This window comes from Bacillus sp. JCM 19034, from assembly GCF_001310635.1.
Classification (GTDB): domain Bacteria; phylum Bacillota; class Bacilli; order Bacillales; family Bacillaceae_D; genus Halalkalibacter.
The window spans coordinates 1-19212 of sequence record NZ_BAXR01000014.1 but is presented as its reverse complement, the minus strand read 5'-3'; the positions used below and the strand labels follow the sequence as shown (position 1 = coordinate 19212).

Here is a 19212-nt window from a genome sequence, read left to right as displayed (position 1 = left end):
TGTACCTCACCCCACTATTCTGTGGCTTCTACTGGTTTCTCCGTTAATTCTTCTAATGTGTATTCTACCGTTCCACCGTCAGCTAATTCAACCTGAATAAGATGCTCAAGTAAATTTAACCCCGTTACTTTTCCTTTTCCTTGTGGTGTACGAATCACTTTACCGACATCCGGTAACTTCTGCTTTGCTTCTTCATATATGTCATTTTCATATTTTAAGCAACACATGAGACGGCCACACAAGCCAGATATCTTCGCTGGATTTAACGATAAATTTTGGTCTTTGGCCATTTTAATAGAAACAGGTTCAAAATCTCCTAAAAAAGATGAACAGCATAAAACACGGCCACAAGGTCCTATCCCACCTAACATCTTCGCTTCATCACGAACTCCGATTTGTCTTAATTCAATCCGCGTTCGAAAAATAGATGCTAAGTCCTTTACTAACTCACGAAAATCAATTCGACCATCAGCGGTAAAATAAAATAATACCTTATTACGATCAAATGTATACTCAACATCGACAAGCTTCATATCAAGCTGATGCTCATGAATTTTTTTTGCACAAACAAGAAACGCATTTTTGGCCGCCTCTTGATTCTCTTCTACCACAAGCTTATCCTTGTCTGTAGCAACCCGGATAACTTGCTTTAACGGTAGAACGACATCATTCTCACCCACAGTTTTCGTTCCAATTACAACTCGTCCAAACTCAATCCCGCGAGAGGTTTCAACGATGACGTCTTCATTCTTTTCTAACTGAAACGTACCTGGAGAGAAATAATAGATTTTGCCTGCCTTTTTAAAGCGTACACCTACAACTTGATGCAATCTTCTATCCCTCCTGTATTGAAAGCATTAACTTCTCCATCACCAACTGAGGATTCACATTCGCCTGTAGCTGCTTCTTCGCTGTAAGCACAGCCGCCATATGGTTGCTAATCTTGTCTTGCGAGCTCTGAAGTGCCTGCTTTTTTAACAAATCCACTTGGTCAATGAAAGAGATCGTATCTAAATTGCCAACCTTGGCAAACAATAGGTCTCTAAACCATAATAGGAGCATATCTAGTCCTATTTCTTGCTGAGCTTTTTCTTTGAACGTTCCCAACCACTTTTCCTGAATCGTAAAAAGAAGCTGTGACGGGCGATCGTAAAGCTCTTCCATCAATTGTATCACTACGCTTCGTGCTTGTGCAATCCAATCATCTTCGACAAACACCTTCACCTGCTCAAAACTTGTTGTTAAGCTAGCCAGCAAATGGGCATTCGTCTTAGATATCCCTTCATTTACAATAAGATGAATAAACGGGTCCCTTGCTAGTGGGGCAAAACTAAGCAACTGACTTCTCGATTGGATAGTAGGTAAAATGTTTTTTCCTTGCTCTGTCATAAGAATGGCTAATGTCGCCCCGTTCGGTTCCTCTAAAAACTTCAAAATACTGTTAGCAGCACTTGCAGTCATCTTATCGGCATCCTCGACAATATATACCTTTTTAATTGATTCGACACCACGGTAGGCAAATTCCTTTTGCAAATGCTCAATTTGGTGCTTTTTAATTGATTGTCCTTCTGGTGAAATAATATGTACATCTGGATGATTTCCGCTCTCAATTCGCCTGCATGAGGAACACGTTTGACACGGCTCTGCTTCTTGTATATTCTCGCAAAAGAAGCTCTTCGCCAATTGAAGAGCTACCTTCTTTTTTCCTGTTCCCCTACTTCCCTCAAAAAGATACGCATGAGCTAATCGCTTCTTATTTAATGTACGAATGAGGATATCAATAACTCTCGGTTGAAGTTCCGCTAATTTGTTCCATGTATTCATTCCAAATCACCTTAAAATTGCTCAAACTGTTCAACAGGCAAAACAAATACAGTCGCCCCACCAACTTGAACCTCAACAGGATATGGCACATACGAATCGGCATTCCCACCCATCGGTGAAATAGGTGCCACGAGCTGTTCTCGGCTTTGACAGTTCTCTTTAATAATTCGCATAACATCTTTCACTTTCTCATCTTCAGTTCCAATTAAAAAAGTCGTATTGCCAGCCTTTAAGAATCCACCTGTACTTGCAAGCTTCGTTGCTCGGTAATCGGCTTTTACAAGTGCATCTGATAACTTCACACTATCTTTATCCTGTACGACGGCCATAATTAATTTCATTCTCCTCAGCTCCCTTACTCATTAAAATAAGTTAAGACTAAAGCTTCCACCTCATTCAGTGCTCTTCTATAAACAGTATCAACATCTTCATTCGCATTCATTTTCTTTATCCGATCGGGATATTGCTTTAACAATAGCTCGTAGCCTTGACGAACACGGTCATGAAAGCTCTTCTTTTCTTGATCAAGACGATTATTTTCCCGTGTTTGATTCGCGGCAATCCGTGCCAAGCCAATATCTGGGTCAACATCAAATAGAAGGGTTAAGTCCGGCATAAAGCATCAATTGCAAAATCATTAATTGACTGAATCTCATCAATACCTATGCCACGTGCATACCCTTGATAAGCCAAGCTACTATCAATAAAGCGATCACATAGTACAACCTGACCTGCTTCTAGTGCTGGAATAACCTTTTCAACTAAGTGCTGTCGTCTTGCAGCTGCATAAAGGAGTGCCTCAGTTCGACTATCCATGTCCTTATGCTCTGGATTTAACAGAACCTCACGAATTCGCTCTGCAATCGGTATCCCACCAGGTTCACGCGTTCTCAAAATATCGTAGCCGCGACCGATAAGCTCCTCTTCAAGGCGATCCAATACCGTCGTCTTACCCGCACCTTCGCCACCTTCTACTGTTATAAACAATCCTTTACTCATTTTATTTCCTCCGAATCTACTACTAAAACATCAACAGCTTGCTCATTACCTTGAAAACGAGCTCCCGCCTCTTTTAATTGTTGTATATAGTCAATGGTCCCTTGCTGAATCACTTCTCCGCGTACTAACACTGGAATGCCCGGAGGATATGGAATGACTGACTCTAACGAAATATACCCGCACGCTTCTTTTAATGGAATTCTTTTTTGAAGTAGCTGTTCATTTTGGCGATCTAGCACCATTTCAGTCAGCTTCGTTTCAGGCATCCACACCGGTAAATGGAATGGCTTCGTATGAGCGATCACTGAGTAGCTCGCTAGCTTTTCTTTTAATCTCCCTATAGCAGAAGCACCTACGGACAGTGGGGTTAACCCGAATACGAGCAATACATCTGTATCAGTTGCTAACTCAGGATAAAGCCCGCACTCCATCATAATATCTTGTAATTGGAAGCCTGATAATTTTGTTCTTGATCTAATTGTAACTTTTAACGGATCAGATTGATAGCTTTGATTGTCCCATTCGATTACTTCTATTTGTTTAATTGTAGATAATTCTCGTTTCCAAGCTTCAATTCCTGCTACTATTTCAGTCATTTGTTCTTCCGTGACACATTCTGCAAACTCTCGTGCCCCGTCAAGTGACGCGAGTAATAAATAAGACGGACTACTTGACTGGAACATCGTTAATGCCTCTTTTATTCTATGTGCCTTTCTACGAGGAAGGTGCTTACTTATATGTAAAAATGAGCTCATTGTTAATGCTGGTAACATTTTATGTGCTGATTGCACGACTACATCTGCCCCGAGTTCACAGGATGATGGTGGAAGCTGTTTACTCACTGAAAAATGAGCACCATGTGCCTCATCTACTAAAACCGTTAATCGGAATTTTTTCGCCTCTTCAATCACTGCACGAATATCCACACTGACCCCGAAGTAATTTGGATAGGTTAAAATAACACCTTTAACTTGCGGAAAACGCTCGACTGCGTGTTGGATCAATTCAGCTGTAACACCAACATATTGACCTGTATTGATATCAAACTCCGGTGTCATTAATATAGGCCTCACACCAGCTATTTCACAAGCATGAAAAAGTGATTTATGACTATTTCGCTGTAAAAGGATTTGATCTCCTCGCTCGAATAAACCATAGATCATCGCGATGTTGCCAACCGTTGAACCACCGACAAGAAAATGAGTTTCCCCCATTTGGTAATAATCAGCCGCCTTCTGTTGTGCTTTGGCAATAGGCCCAGTTGGGGCATGAAGGTCATCCAGACCAGTAAGCTCTGTCACATCATATGGTAATACCGATTTGAAGTCAGCTTGTAAGTCTGATAAGAAGATTTGACCATTCTTATGACCTGGCACATGCAATGAATGGGAGTGTTGGTTAATATGCTCTCTAATCGCCTGAATTAATGGTGTTGAATGTTCCATTTTTCCTTCACCCACGCTTACTAAAATAATTTTAACCCAACTATAATGTACCATAGTTGGGTTAAATTTTTTTCAATGTTTCACTTAGCTCCTGAATATAATGATCATATTCCTTATCAGTACTATCTGTTTGAACCATCATTCTTTCACAATCCTCACAGATCGAAACCGTATCAAAGGTTACACGTTCCACACACCATTGCTTACATATGCTACATTTACAAGGATTAATATAGTTCACCTTTAATTGTACCATCTTATCACCTCATACCCATTATCGGTTAACAAAGCGATTTTCATACCGTAGTTTATTCAACTAAATAAACGATTGTGCCTATCCTATTTGAACCTCTTTTGCTATGAGAAGCGTAAATATAGATAGGACAAATAAGGAGGTTTGTGACATGCTAGCTCTTGCAGAAAAGCTACTGTTAATTGCATTAGATGATCAACCAGGGAAAATGAATATGAACGCATCACAATCAATTTCTTATGGCTTAGCTGGTGCTATCATTGCCAACCTCGAATTAGTTTACAATATCAATGACAAAGTGAAGCTTTCCAATGCTACTTTTGCAGGGATGAGACAACAAAAGACGAAAGCAAAGTTATTATATTAAAAATGCTCATCCAGACGAGTTTAATTCCATCATTTTTGCCAAAATACATTTAAAGACAATTCATTTGTCGCTATTTTATATTCACTTACTTATCGATAATACGTAATTCTAGTAACAAAAATAGACGTTAACCTCTTGGATTAACGTCTACTCAAATAAGTACTCATTACTCACAATCTCCTAAAACCTTAACTGGCCCAATTAACCCTGAGTGTAAGGCGATCTGATCCATTTCATTTGCCTTACTATTTGTTACTTTCAACTCTATCTTATTTATGCCTTGCTGCAACATACTATCTACTTCAAACGTATAAGGAGCCCATAGCTTCACTCCAACCTTTTGACCGTTAACGGAAAGCTCCACTATTTCATGAACTTCGCCAAAATCTATGACTGCCTTTTGAATCTTATTATTTAATTCAAATGTAGCCGTGTATATAACAGACCCTGAATAAAATGCCAATTCGGGCCATTCCGTCCACGATTGCAAGTTCGACGTCCTCTTTTGAATCCGTTCTCCTGTTATACTCCATTCTTGCTCAAGTATCATTATCTCGTTAAGTCTGGTTTCTTTTTGCCCATTCACCTTTACAGGCTGCTCTTTACTCGGATCAACCATAACAACCAAACTTTCACGTCGCTGTAATGTTAATGGGAACTCAGCTACATTTCCAAGCTCCTTGATGCCACCAGTCCATGCGTCCCATCGTTCAACCGCTCCTCGTTCAGACAATGTTATGTGACCATCATATACTTCTTCACCTTCATTAACGATCAAATAGAAGCTTGTGCCCTCCTTTTTCATATGGCTTATACGAATGTTTGCACTTTGTGGAGTCAATTGAGCCGTTTTATGTCCACGTTCTATTAAATGTTCTATAAGGTCTTCTGTTTGCTGAATAGTAATAGCTGCTTCTAGAACATTTGTACTTTTTCCGACGATAAACACCGACCCACCTTGAGTGATGAGTTCATTTAATCGAGTAATCGTCTCATTAGAGAGCAGCAAACCTGCTTCTATAACGACCGTCGAGTACGATTGTTTTTCTATATGAATCAGGCCATTCTTAATTTTGGCAGAAGAATGGAGAAGCGCCTCTTCAAAATAATTAAACTCGATTTGCTGTTCAAAAAGTGGTTTTACCAATTCCCATGGCAAATGATTCTCTTGACAAAGGACAGCTACTTTCGTCGTATTAACACTATCAGTCAACAACCAGCTTAGCCGTTTTATATATTGACTAAATAATTGATAGTATGGCCACCAGCTACTATGCAACCCGACATCTGGCGGTCGCTCATGACTACGTCTTTTCCCATCAATCGAATAATAAAACGCATGTGGGATGATTAGATTGACACCTCTGACAAATAGCCAATCGAAATACCATTTCATATCACCGGGCGGTAGATCCCAACTGCCATTTTTACCGCAAACACCTAGTACTTCATCGGCATTTCTCCTTCTCCCTCGATGTCTCGCTGCATCTGCAGAACATTTCCCTGCAGTCGAATGTCGTCCAGTTAACCCTTTCTCTTCCTCTGGTGCCACCCAGCGCCAAACGACATCTTGACCGGGAATTTGAAAATGCTCAAGCAAACCAATATCATCACTTTCGGCTGGATGGCCTGTTAAGGCAATCCCATGCTGTTCACACCATTGGCTTAATTGGCGATAATAGACCGTTGATAGTCGTCTATAAACAGCTTGCTCATAACGCTTGCGAATCGCTTCCGTCTCCCGGCCTATATCAAACCATAATGCGGGTAGGTCGCTCTTCTTTCCACCTTGCTGCTCATACCAAGTGAATGAGCCACCTGTCCACGGCTTTAAGCCAGCTTTTGCATTCCGTCCAAGCATATCGGCTCATCGGTAAACATCGCCATTACCGTATTACCAAAGTAATCCTGAAGGACATCATAATAACGGTCGTGAGTAATTTCAATATAAGCTTTTACTGCTTCTGGATTTAACAGATCAGCAGAAGGTGGTGCATGCTCCTCACCATCATCTTCGCCAAAATGAATACCTCTAATCGTCCCATCTGTATTAGTTTCAATAAAAGCTACTATCACCCATTGTGCATCGTCAGGTGGCTGAAACTGCACATATCCTTTAGAAAAGCTCAATTCTTGTAATGAGTCAGGCTCTAGTGTAGACTGATCTATTCTTTTTGCTGCAAATACAGCAATCAGCGTTTCCTCTTTCTTTAATGTAATGTCATACTCTTCTTGATCGTCTTTACAAGTTTGCTCAACTACCATTAAGCCACGACTAGCAAATGCCGGATTACGCTCAACTACCTTTCCTTTCGCTGATCCAGACGGATACATTGCCTCATCATACAAAATAACCGACATATCAAGTTTATTTGCTTCGGCAACTGCCACTCGTACAAACTCCATAAATTCATCTGACAAATAGCCGATTTCTTTTGGAATTCCAATTCGCGGGTGTAGGACAAAGCCGTTCACACCTTTGGCAGCAAACTCGTGTATTTGTCTAATGATTTCTTCATTTGTTAGCTGATCATTCCAAAACCAAAACGGTATCGGTGTAAATTCATTTGCAGGATTCAGAAATGATTGATGTAAACTAGACTCCATAAGTCACCTCTTTTTTGCACCTTTTACAGGTCAACAAATGCTTCCTCTTGTTCTTGTAACGCTTTTTCCAACTTTAGAACTTCGATTCCAGCTAACAACACGATCCCGATTCCGTGAGTATCATTTAATATCCACGTCAAATCGTCACGATAATAGCTCGTCGTGAATGCATAGCCAGATCCTTGACATACACCATAGACGTTTCCATATTGGTCAATTGCTCGACTAGTCATCCCTTTCCAGCCTTTAAGAGCTGCGTTGATATATTGCTTTTGATCGTCTAACCAGCCGAATCGAACTCCTCTAGAAAACCCATAAATGAACATTGATGTACATGACGTCTCCTCATATGAACTTGGATCCGTTAGCACTTGATGCCAAAGCCCATTTTCTCCTTGTAAGTGTAAAAAGCCTTCACATAGCTCCTTAAAAAAGCTCATTAACTCAGGGCGTTTCGCATGATCTTCTGGTAATACTTCTAGTAATTCTGAAAGAGAAAATAAGACCCAGCCGTTACCTCGGCCCCACGGCACATTTGTTGCTGTATCAAACTTGAAATCATAAACATGGGACATAATTTTGAATTCTGGTATATACATGAGATTTTTATAATGAAGAAACTGTTCTGCCGCGTCTTCTACATATGAAAGATCCCCTGTCTTTTTATAATAACGACATAAAAACGGTGTACTCATATACAAGTCATCACACCATATCGTATCCTTCATAAAATCAACACTACCGAATCGACGATAAAGGGTCCCATTTGACAGCCGATCCTGTACATTCGTTATATAATCAGCAATATCATCTGCAATGATCGACGCTTCTCGAATCTCTCTAGTTTCCGTTGCGAGTAACATCGTGGAGCCAAATGATCCACAGTCATCTAAACTATCTATCGCAGAAAGCTGATTATTCACTCCAGCTGCTCCGTACTGTTCTTTATCCCACAGAGAATAAGAATACAATGACGTACTCGCTTCAATATGATTTAAGGCATAATCAACAATATCGTTTCGTCCTAATGCTTTCCCAGTTTGAATGAGGCCATATAACGTCACCCCTAATGGATAATCCCACTTCCCATATAAACGGTTTTCTAAGTAGGTCTAACCCACATATTTGGTTGATCTAACCGCCAAAATGTAGGACCATTCTTACTTTCTATTAATGTATCCATCCGTTTTGCAGCTGTAAGATCTATTTGTTCATTATCATCAAAGATCCCGATATATAGCCACCTTCCGCTTGCACCTTTTACAGGGTAAGGGAGTTTAAATTCAATATGTTCCTGAATAGGCTCAAGCTCAAATCCCCAATTCTCACACGTAGACGTACTTTTTACGATCAACTCATGCTCACCGTAAGGTAAACGTAATGAGAGATCGATCTCAGTTGAATCATTAGCACAAAAGACGACTTGATTATTGACCGAAATGTCAATCGAGCCTCGCGAATACCCTTTTATCCTTATGTCTTGTTCACTCGTATGTGGAACGGTTAATGTTGTCCAAGCATAGGCTGATTGTTCGAGTCCTTCGCCAAACAATCGTGCCATTTGCAGCCTATCTTCATCCTTCCATTCTACTAATGGAAGCCACGTTACATCTAATTCAGACTCTTTTCCTTCTTCAGGCAAGGATTGTAACGGTTGGTCCAATGGCTCTGTAAAAATCCAGCCTTCTTGCCCTTCTCGTTCCTTTGTTGGCGAAAGAAAATGCATAGGATGCCTTTTAAAAGAACCAGTACCAAATATGCCACCAATTCCAGATGTTGTTTTTTCAAAGCGTAACACAAAATGGTTCCAGCCTTTTTGTAACGTAAAACGAAAGCCACGTCTAAGCTTAGGGTCTAACTCTTCGACGATTGACGAACGATACACTAATTCCCCATTCAAATAAAGCTGTACAGGCCCATAGCAATTTATCGCAAACATTAATTCGGTCTCTTCTTCCTGCCATAGCTTCCCCCAAGCATAAATGTACTGTCCATTCTCGCAATGAGGAAACCTGTCGGCAAAATGAAAATCATAGCGGTAATCCTTTAACCTAGTGAGACTATCTTTGCTAAATGCCCGGTAAACCATTGGATGCGGTGGATTACTGCCAATATAACGATTTGTGATCGTCGTCAAAGTGTCTTCTATTCTACTATTAAATTTCGCATATATGCTCTCATTCAAATGAATATAGCTCTCCACTTTATATCACTCCTACAACGAACTTATAATCTATCACACTCTTCATTAGACGAAGTTCCTTCACTAGCTTATTCTAAATCATTTTTATCCTTTAACAGAACCTAATAACATCCCTTTAGCAAAGTGCTTTTGTAAAAACGGATAAACAAACATAATTGGCAATGTCGCAACAACGATAACAGCTAGCTTCAACGATTCATCAGGTGCTTGAACGAGTGCATCAACTTCACCGAAGCGCATATCAGCCATCGTCATAATGTTTTGTAACAACAGCATAACTGGGTATTTCGCCGAATCCGAAATATAAAGAAGTGCATTAAAGTAGTCACCCCAATATTGAACGGCATAAAACAACGTAAATGTAGCAATGATTGGTTTCGATAGCGGAAGGGCAATTTTCCAAAATACACCGATATCTGTACAGCCATCAATTCTTGCTGATTCCTCCAACTCCCGTGGTAACGTGCGGAAAAAGGAAATGACGATAATCAACCACATTGGATTCATCGCAATTGGTAGAATTAAAGCCCAAAGAGAATCTAATAATCCTAAATCTCTTACTAAAATATACGTTGGGATCATCCCGCCTTGGAAAATAATTGTGAATATGACTAAGTAAAGAAAAACTTTATGGCCGATGATGTATACTTTTGAAAGAGCATATCCCATCGTTAACGTTAAAGCTAAACTCACGACTGTCCCTAAAACTGTAATTAAGACCGATACACCAATACTTCGAACGAAAGTAGCTGTTGAAAATATATACTCATACGCACTAAGCGTAAACGTCTCAGGTATTATGAAAAACGGTCTACTTGCTAACTCAGCCTCGGTTGCAAAAGAACCGGCTATAACATAAAGAAATGGGACAATCATGGCAAGCGCAATAAGTGCTAAAATGATATGATTAAACACATCAAATACTCTTCCTAATGGTGTGTTATGTGACTTCATAACCACTTTCCCTCCATTTCTAAGCTAGACATTTAAAATAGCGTTTCTTGTTTTAATCTCTTGGCAATATATCTCGTTGTTAAAATTAAAATAATTCCAACAACCCCTTTAAATAAACCAACTGCGGTACTATGACTAAACGCACCTTGTGTAATACCAGAGAAATAAATGTACACATCAAATACATCAGCAACTGAACGGTTTAATGAGTTTGTCATTAAATATATTTGTTGGAATCCTTGATCAAGGAAATTCCCCATATTTAAAATAAGTAAAATGACGATAACATGTCTAATCGCTGGTAACGTAACGTGCCACATTCGTCTAAAACGCCCGGCACCATCAACAATTGCCGCTTCATATTGCTCCTTACTAACGTTGCTAATGCCGCTAAGAAAATGATTGTTCCAAAGCCCGCACCTTTCCAAATTTGTTGGGCAACAATCATCGGACGGAACCAGTCTGGGTCTCCCAAGAAGAAGATCGTACTACCAGTGATATTCTCAACGATAACATTGACAATTCCACCACTTGTTGTAAAGAACACATAAGTTAAACTAGCTACGATAACCCAAGATAAGAAATTTGGTAAATAAATTAACGTTTGAATCGTTCGTTTATAAGGATTAAAGCGAATTTCATTTAGCATGAGTGCTAAAATAATCGGTGCCGGGAACACAAAGACAATTTCAAAAAATGCTAATATAAGGGTGTTTTCTAATATTCTATAAAAGTCCGGGTTCTGGAATAACCTTTCAAAATGAGTGAATCCAACCCATTCACTTCCCCAAAAACCTAGAAACGGCGAATAGTTTTGAAATGCAATAAGCGTTCCCCACATTGGAACATACTTAAATAATATGAACCATATTAGACCAGGGAGTAATAGGAAATAAATCCATTTATCTTTTATAAGTCTTTCTGTTACAGTTAATTTACGTATCGGTATTTGCTCAACTTGTGTCGATTGATTTACGGTAACTTTAGCCATTTCTTTCTCCTTTCTTAGAAGCAGTGCTGAGCACATTCACTTGAAAGTAGGGTATCAATGAAGCCTTTGATCATCATTTTCTATACCCTCGAATAATACATTCACTCCTTTTTCAAGAAAAGCAGGAGGAATTACCTCCTGCTTTTTAAGTTTACTTACGACTGTGCATCTTGAGCAATTTGATAAGCTTCATTAATTTCCTCAATGTACTCTGTACCACCAGAATTCAACCATAATTCAATTGCTTCATCTATACCAGCTTCATCAATTTGTCCTACGATATACATAATACGAGCATCTTCCATAATGTTATCTAATTGAGTTCCTCTTTCTGTATAAGTAGGAGAAACTAACGGTTCCGCAGGGTTAGGTATTACATATTCTAAGTTTTCTTCCATGATTTGATCTGCTTTTTGCTGTAATGCCGTTTGCGGACCTTTCATAAATCTTTCTTCAGGAATCGCCATTTGGAATTGGTTTAAATCCATTACTTCTTTATCAAATAGCTCTCCGCCATCTTGTTGAGATGTCAACACTAATTCGCCATCAATAATTTCATGGTGAATACCTTCGACACCGTTGTATGAAAGGTTCTGCGGTACTTCATCATTTAAATCATTTAAGAACTGTAATACTCGTCGTAGTTCATCTTCTGTTTTAACAGCTGTCGTTGAAATCGCTAACATGCCAGCATATCCAGGTGTTGGCATTAACCTTAAGCCATCAGGACCTTCAACTCCACCAAAAATATCTAACGTAATTTCATCATCTGTATAGCCTTCTTTAATGCGATTTTGTAAACGATTCGCTTGGTCAGCCACATCAATGGCAACCCCAGCTGTACCATTCACAATAGGATCAAACCATTGACCTGAATCCATAACAGCAAAGTCTTCGTTTACTAAACCTTCATCATAAATTTTCTTAAAAAATTCTAACGCTTCTCGATATTCGTCGAACATAAAGGTTGGCTTTAATTGACCATCCTCATCAAATCCCCATGCATTTGGTGCACCAAACCATAATTGCATAACATCCCATGGACCGTGCCATTCAGATACGACCATTCCATACGTATCATCTTGGCCTGATTGGTTCGGATCATCGTACGTAAACGCTCTCAATACTTCATAGAAATCATCAATTGTTTCTGGAATATCTAATCCTAAATTATCTAACCATTCTTTATTAATCGTTACTGCATTTCTCCCAAGTGGTCTTGAACGGTACACACCGTAAATACGACCATCAACTGAAATGTTGTTTAAAACAATATCATTTGCTTGACTTAAATTGTCATATTCATCTAAATAGTCTGTAATATCCCAAAACGCACCGTCTCTTGCCGCATTAATGAAACTTGCTGATTTAGTTGCCATCATAATATGAGGAAGCTCACCGGATGCTAACGTTACATTAAAACGGTCTTCGTAATTGGCATTTGCTACATATTGTAGGTTAATATCCATGTTTGTATATTCTTCAATTGCTTGTAATGCTGGACTTGAATTATCAACTGGGTCTGGAGCAAAAGATGTCGTCATAATCGTTACTTCCATTCTTTCATCTGAAAGATCTTCAGACGAACCTTCTCCTGAATCTGATGAATCATTACTTGGTTGACTTGCATCATTACTACAGCCAATAAGTGCTACTAACATAATAATTGCGAAAAATGGTCCTAATAAACGTAATGATTTTTTCATTTCGTTCCTCCTTATGATTACAAATATTAAACCTGTTAAGAGCGAACAGTTATTCCTATTTGCTCTTCGGCTTATCTAAAATATAAAACGCTTACATTTTTCCAACAATATTCAATTTTTGTTCAGATAGCTAGTTAAGCTGGAAAAAGCCGTGGGATTCAATGTTTGTAAGCCCTTTCTTTGCACTTTTTTGTTTCCTACTACTTTTTTGCACAATCATCAAATCTTGACACATTTCAAATTCAATATATAAAAAAGCATGACTTAATTAGTTGGATAAACCATCCTTAATAAATCACGCTTCTATCCTCACATTTACACTTCCTGCTCCTCTAAGCTTTCTCTAATTTCTTCTTGTCGTTTCTCTACATGACGAAATGTAAAATAAGTCGTCAGCATAATAACAAAAGCTAGTAAACTAACTCCAAAGAACGGAATGAAGACAGGAAATAACGTTAGTATTTGTACAACAAGTAAACATAAACCAATCGTTACAATCGTTCGAATCGGCTGATAGATCATAAGAAATAGTGAATTTTTTAAATGATGATGTAAAGTCGTTTCATAATGAGCCATTAAAGGAAACACATACATGAGCATAATACTGACAATAATTATTAAAGCAATCATCAAATAACGTACAGCAATAAATAACCACGCTGTTTCCACAGCAAAATATTGAATGTTTACAGCTAATATAAAAGCAGCTGTGATGGCAATTATACCTAACCCATTTGATCTTAAGAATTCCTGGCGGTACACTTGCCAATATTGCTTGAAGATTGGTTCATCTTTCTCCATAATTTTTTTTCTAAGAACAGAAAACATCGCCGTTGTACTTGGTGCCCATCCGAGAATAATCCCACCAAGTAACGTAAAACAAATCCATAATAAATTGACGTATAGCAGAACTAGAAAATAATCACCAAATCGATAAAAATACGTGATAAATCCAGTTAAAGAGCTTTGATTCATTGCACTCCCCCCTTATTTTGGTCTGAAATCTCTTAAATCGCATCATTGCTCCGCTGTTTGCGATATTGGCTTGGTGGAATGCCGATATGTTTTTTAAAGATACGATTAAAATAGCTATGACGATAGCCGACTTCTTCAGCTATATCATTTATTTTCATATTTGTATTTAAAAGTAGTTCTTTTGCCTTTTCGATTCTTAGCTTCGTTACATAATCAATAAAATTAACGCCGATAACTTTTTTAAAAGCTTTACTTAACGTATAAGGATTTGTATTGACTTCTTCTGCACAGCTCTCTAATGAAATATCCTCCATATAACGAGATTTAATATACGAACACACTTCTTCGACAAGCTGTTTCATTTCAATATTAACCTTGCCTTCTAATGCTTTAATAAATGGTGAGATCACATCATATGTTAACCACTGGACCATTTGCTCTGGATGTCCAATTCGGTTCACTTCTTCATACATATTTTTCCCCTGGAAAATATCATAGGGATGAATACCTGAATGTAATATTTCATGCTGTATACTACCAAATAGCTGAATAATACACGGCTTAATATTAATCTCTTTCGTCCCTTTCACCTTCATCTCTTTAATAAAATCATGGATAAGCTTTTCTGATTCATTAACCTGCCCCATTCGAATTGCTTGTAATATTTCCTTTTCAATCTCAAATGGATAGTGAATTTGATCAAGGCTGTCATTTGTTTCTAGCGTTTGAAGATCAATGACTTGATTCTCCTTATCAAAATTACGATAACGCTTACCTTTTTTCACATCTTCAAATAAGTAAGGAATCCGCTTTATACTATCTGAAGGCTTACTGATCGTAATTGTAATTTGTCTTTTAAGAACACGATTGAGCACATGAATAGCTTGTTCTGAGAATTCGTCAAACTTTGTTCTCATATCCTCGTTCTCAGGGTAAACAATCAGTAAAACTGCAGACAAATCATAAAAATGTATGACGCTATACTGCTCAAAGTATTCTTCTGATAACTCTTCAGAAATATTTGTTAATGCAAAGGCCAATAAGCTCTCATCCTGCTTCATTGATGATTTTTTGTTTTCATTTAAACCTAGTACTTGAATATCCATAACAATAAACTGATGATCATCTAACTCCCAACCATAATTGACCATTCTTTCCTTTAATTCATCTTCTTTATAATGATATAAATAACCTTGAATTAATTGTAATAAGAAATTATTCTTTAGCTGTGGTAATTGTGTGCTTAAACGTTGTTCTAATGATTGACTTTCTGTTAACAGCTCATTAAATTGATTTTCAATAACTTTAAATTCATCATCTTGATGTGTCCATTTTGAATCATTTACCAAAACTTTTACTAGCTTCGCAACTGGACTATAAATCGTTCTTGATGCAAGCCAAGATAAAATCAATGCTAACACTAAACCAAAAAGACTTATCGAAATAATCACCTTTGAAATTGTAACAATCGGAGTCGTAATAGAAGACATCGGTGCTGCAGATACATATGTCCATTCTGCATTTACTCGTCCCATCGTTCCATAAGATACAGAATAAGCTACATCATGATAGTGATAAACAAAAGACCCTTCTGTCTCAGAGTTTGCTCGTTCGACTATTTCTTGTCTTAAATCACGAACAAACTGTGATTGCTCTGTACTATTTTCAAATACTAGTAGATTATTTTCTTCATTTAATAAAAACGTTGCCCCTTCATTGTATGGTGTTAATGTTTTTATTAGATCAGCAATTTTTTTCCGATCTAATGTCACCACAATCGAGCCAAATGGATCGTTACTATTGCCAGGGATGCTATGAATCAAGACTAGTGGCTGTGGGTCTTCAATACTTGATTCGTCTGGAAGATCGTTAAGTCGATTCCAGTTAATATTTTTATTACTCTTTAAAATGTCATAATAAAAATTATAATCATTCTCTTCCAACACATTATAATGCGGATTAAATAATACAGGTTCAGTAGAATCAACAAATAGTTCCACATGGTCAATCAATGGATGTGATCCTTGCAAAACGAGCAATGTTTGAACAATATCTCTCGTCTCTTGAAATTCTATAACATAATTTAAATTAAGTAGTGAGGAATTAAAGCGTGGGTCGTAAGCCCAGTGAGATAGTGATTTCTCTAGGTAATCAAACTGATCATCAATATTTTTAGCCCGTTCGAGAATTTGGTCTGTATGCATTTCCTTTAGTGATTCTTCCACTTCATTTACTCCGAACCAGTAAATACCTATTCCACTCATAAGTCCAGGAATAAATGTAATGAAAAGTATGAGCACAAAATTTTTCCTAAAATACTGACTTTTCCAACCATACCTATTTTTTGAGAACGTTTGAATTTTTTAATCAACTCAATTCCCCCGATTTTATACGAAATCTGGACTTGTAAGCCCTTTCTTTCTATTATACTACACTAGAATGGCTGTTATGTAAAAGTCAGTTTCTATTCGATCTGGAAGATTAAGTTCAATCATTGGTCAAATGCTTTTTTTGACTAACCCTCCCTGTCTATTCATAAGTATATTTATAACGATATATGATTGATTATTTTCCAGCAATGATACTTTTTTGCCCTGCTGTTCCTCTGTTAAATGACCCATCAACATATAATGATCAAATTCAACAGCAAGCATTTACAGGCTCTTTTAAAAATGACATTTAAAAAAAGGCAGAATACGTCTGCCTTTTCTCAATTAATATACTCCCTATTAAAGCTCATTCATTACTGCCGTTCCATTCTCTGCAACATATTGATACGTTTTGCCGCGAAAGTTTATACCATTAACGACCGTATCTCCCATGAAGGTGCTTTCCATTGCATCTCTTCATTTAACTTTACCTGTAATCCTAATCCTCCATAAAGAATAGCTGCTGCAGCATTGCACTCCAGCCCTGCAAATTAGACCCTTTCCCGAAAATAGGATCATAATATTCAACTGGTGTTAGCCAACTTTGTTCTAAACTATATGTAAACCAACGAGTTAAGGGGTATTGCCAATCATCACGATTCTTCTTCAGTTTTGCCCAAGCATAAACTCCACTCAAATATGGCCAATCACTCCCATTATGGTAACGAAAAGGATATGATGATTTTTCAATAAGGTGGTGGGCATGACTATAAGCTGGATAAACGGACATAACACCCCAATCGCCATAAGGCTGCTGCTCATTATTTTTAGTCTCTAAATGTTCTGTCATTTTATCTAAAAGAACGTTATGTTCTTGCTCTGATCCGATGTTAAATAAAACAGCAAGAGCTTGTTCGATCGAAATATTTTCCTCGCTTAAGTGATCGTTACTCGTGTTGATGTAATTCACATATCCTTCTTCTGTCCATAGGAGTTTTTTTAAAGAACAAATCATCTCATTTGTTTGTTCTTGCTTATCCTCAGCTTCCTGATCTTGCCCTATAAATCTAAGTATTTCCGCATAACAAGAACGAGCTTGAATGTTGAGTAGCTGATCATATGTCACTGATCCTTGACGAACAACATTGTCGCACCAATCACGCCGATTATTCGGCTTTACTAGTTGATGGCTATCTCTATCAGTATGGATGTCTAATTTCATTACACATAAGGCTACTAACTGTAAAATTGTCTTTTCATTCATTCGTATATGTAAAATATCCTGATCATGTGTCCATGCTAAATAATCGTGGACCATCATTACAAAGAAGGAAGGTGAATCATAATGATCTGGCCAAAACGCCTCAAATCTATTCTTTCTATTGTTATATACAACTGCACTCGGACAAGAACCATCTTCGCCAATCCCATGGGCCAAAGTCAAAATCTCACGTTTTACCCAGTCCGGTTTAAAAGGTAGGAGAGGAAGAATCGTCCAATAACCATCTCTAAAATATGTTCTCGAAGGGCTTTGATAATGAACACCAGCATAAAATGCTTTAAAAGAATCACTGCATTCCTTGTATGAAGAAGTTGCTGCATTTAAACAAGATACAAACATTGAATTTAGTATAGGATGCTCCGAAATAAAGCGATCCTTTAACCATTGGACATAGTCCATTGCTTGTTTATAAGCTCGATCCGATTTTCCAATCAATTTATCACTAGTTATTGGTTTTGAACCACCGGAGATTGCAATAGTTATTGATATCGTTTCTTTTGGTGGAACGTAATCGTTATAATCTAAAACCATTCTTATATCTTCTTGTTCAATTTGTACTGCAGAATGACTTGTTGCTAAATGCACAGCATAATCCTCACCAAGCGTAGCTTCCCATATCGTATTTTGCTTATTCCATGAATGTTGCATTGGTTCTTTTTCAAATCTCCCATTATTTCTAATACTAGATGATATATAGCTTTCAATATTTAAAAACATACCATGCCTCAAAAAGACTTGTGCTGGTTCATCGCCTTTATTTTGAAAATTAACTTGTATATAAAGGGCATTTTCATCGGAGCAATAGTGATAAGCCCATACATTTACTTTATCCAATTCTTCATATGAATCGTACTCAATCTCCATCATTCTACCGATCGTTTTCACTTTTTTCCGTGCCTTATTTGATAATCGTTTACCGTTAACTGACCATACAGAAAACCAGCTATCATCTTTTAAAATTGCCCATTCTCCTGCAATCGAATATTTAGATATTCCAATATTTCCATTAAATTGTGCAAGAAGCTTCTGATTTGAAATATCGTATTCTACCGGCTCATACCAATAGCCTTCAGTTACTATAGCATGTTTCTCTAATTTTGATGTAGGCATTTATAACACTCCTAACATGACTGTATTCTTAAATTTTATCAAAGGTTAGGAGATCATAATTTTAAGATTATGTAAACTTGTTCACTGTTGTTCCAGCCGGCCCTTGTGCTTTCCCTTTTATACGCAT

The 19212-nt window shown here is 37.7% G+C and carries 15 protein-coding genes and 2 pseudogenes; 1 reads left to right on the top strand and 16 read right to left on the bottom strand.

Going from position 1 to position 19212, the window contains the following annotated elements; genetic code table 11:
* Nucleotides 1–14: 14 nt before the first annotated feature.
* The 6 genes and pseudogenes from JCM19034_RS15630 to JCM19034_RS15605 all read right to left on the bottom strand — a co-directional run bounded on the left by JCM19034_RS15630 (nucleotide 15) and on the right by JCM19034_RS15605 (nucleotide 4524).
* Complete coding sequence (locus JCM19034_RS15630; RefSeq protein WP_062051200.1) at nucleotides 15–830, bottom strand: stage 0 sporulation family protein; 816 nt, start codon at nucleotides 828–830, stop codon at nucleotides 15–17.
* Nucleotides 831–834: 4 nt separating this feature from the next.
* On the bottom strand, nucleotides 835–1824 hold the full coding sequence (gene holB, locus JCM19034_RS15625) for a DNA polymerase III subunit delta' (RefSeq protein ID WP_062051198.1): 990 nt from the start codon (nucleotides 1822–1824) through the stop codon (nucleotides 835–837).
* 11 nt (nucleotides 1825–1835) lie between these two features.
* Nucleotides 1836–2165, bottom strand: coding sequence for a cyclic-di-AMP receptor (locus JCM19034_RS15620; protein ID WP_062051195.1), 330 nt, complete (start codon nucleotides 2163–2165; stop codon nucleotides 1836–1838).
* Nucleotides 2134–2823, bottom strand: a pseudogene (tmk, locus tag JCM19034_RS15615) (dTMP kinase). Before tmk ends, JCM19034_RS15620 begins: the two are co-directional and overlap by 32 nt.
* Nucleotides 2820–4268 (bottom strand): aminotransferase class I/II-fold pyridoxal phosphate-dependent enzyme, encoded by a 1449-nt coding sequence (locus tag JCM19034_RS15610; RefSeq protein ID WP_197276425.1) that lies wholly within the window; start codon nucleotides 4266–4268, stop codon nucleotides 2820–2822. Before JCM19034_RS15610 ends, tmk begins: the two are co-directional and overlap by 4 nt.
* 61 nt (nucleotides 4269–4329) lie before the next feature.
* Complete coding sequence (locus JCM19034_RS15605) at nucleotides 4330–4524, bottom strand: sigma factor G inhibitor Gin (protein ID WP_062051191.1); 195 nt, start codon at nucleotides 4522–4524, stop codon at nucleotides 4330–4332.
* A 148-nt stretch (nucleotides 4525–4672) separates the two neighbouring features.
* On the opposite strand from JCM19034_RS15605, the gene JCM19034_RS15600 reads away from it, so the two are divergent.
* Complete coding sequence (locus JCM19034_RS15600; RefSeq protein WP_062051189.1) at nucleotides 4673–4888, top strand: GPP34 family phosphoprotein; 216 nt, start codon at nucleotides 4673–4675, stop codon at nucleotides 4886–4888.
* Between the two features lie 166 nt (nucleotides 4889–5054).
* Here the strand turns inward: JCM19034_RS15600 and JCM19034_RS15595 are convergent, their stop codons facing one another.
* From JCM19034_RS15595 to JCM19034_RS15550, 10 genes and pseudogenes are all read right to left on the bottom strand, one after another.
* Entirely contained in the window at nucleotides 5055–6749 is a 1695-nt protein-coding gene (locus tag JCM19034_RS15595) for a glycosylhydrolase-like jelly roll fold domain-containing protein (RefSeq protein WP_062051187.1), read from the bottom strand.
* The gene (locus tag JCM19034_RS23435; protein ID WP_062051185.1) at nucleotides 6719–7495 is read right to left on the bottom strand and encodes a hypothetical protein; all 777 of its coding nucleotides are present in this window, start codon (nucleotides 7493–7495) and stop codon (nucleotides 6719–6721) included. Before JCM19034_RS23435 ends, JCM19034_RS15595 begins: the two co-directional genes overlap by 31 nt.
* 23 nt (nucleotides 7496–7518) lie before the next feature.
* Nucleotides 7519–8559 carry a glycoside hydrolase family 105 protein gene (locus tag JCM19034_RS23430; protein WP_062051183.1) on the bottom strand — a complete coding sequence of 347 codons (1041 nt, stop codon included), beginning with the start codon at nucleotides 8557–8559 and terminating at the stop codon, nucleotides 7519–7521.
* Between the two features lie 38 nt (nucleotides 8560–8597).
* Nucleotides 8598–9698 carry a hypothetical protein gene (locus tag JCM19034_RS23425; RefSeq protein ID WP_062051181.1) on the bottom strand — a complete coding sequence of 367 codons (1101 nt, stop codon included), beginning with the start codon at nucleotides 9696–9698 and terminating at the stop codon, nucleotides 8598–8600.
* An 84-nt stretch (nucleotides 9699–9782) separates the two neighbouring features.
* Complete coding sequence (locus JCM19034_RS15575; protein ID WP_062051178.1) at nucleotides 9783–10652, bottom strand: carbohydrate ABC transporter permease; 870 nt, start codon at nucleotides 10650–10652, stop codon at nucleotides 9783–9785.
* 32 nt (nucleotides 10653–10684) lie between these two features.
* Nucleotides 10685–11643: pseudogene (locus JCM19034_RS15570) on the bottom strand (ABC transporter permease).
* 155 nt (nucleotides 11644–11798) lie between these two features.
* Nucleotides 11799–13349 (bottom strand): extracellular solute-binding protein, encoded by a 1551-nt coding sequence (locus tag JCM19034_RS15565; protein ID WP_062051176.1) that lies wholly within the window; start codon nucleotides 13347–13349, stop codon nucleotides 11799–11801.
* 315 nt (nucleotides 13350–13664) lie between these two features.
* Nucleotides 13665–14324 carry a YesL family protein gene (locus JCM19034_RS15560; protein ID WP_062051174.1) on the bottom strand — a complete coding sequence of 220 codons (660 nt, stop codon included), beginning with the start codon at nucleotides 14322–14324 and terminating at the stop codon, nucleotides 13665–13667.
* A 32-nt stretch (nucleotides 14325–14356) separates the two neighbouring features.
* On the bottom strand, nucleotides 14357–16549 hold the full coding sequence (locus tag JCM19034_RS15555) for an AraC family transcriptional regulator (protein WP_231686988.1): 2193 nt from the start codon (nucleotides 16547–16549) through the stop codon (nucleotides 14357–14359).
* A gap of 643 nt (nucleotides 16550–17192) precedes the next feature.
* On the bottom strand, nucleotides 17193–19085 hold the full coding sequence (locus tag JCM19034_RS15550; RefSeq protein WP_062051169.1) for an amylo-alpha-1,6-glucosidase: 1893 nt from the start codon (nucleotides 19083–19085) through the stop codon (nucleotides 17193–17195).
* Nucleotides 19086–19212 lie beyond the last annotated feature (127 nt).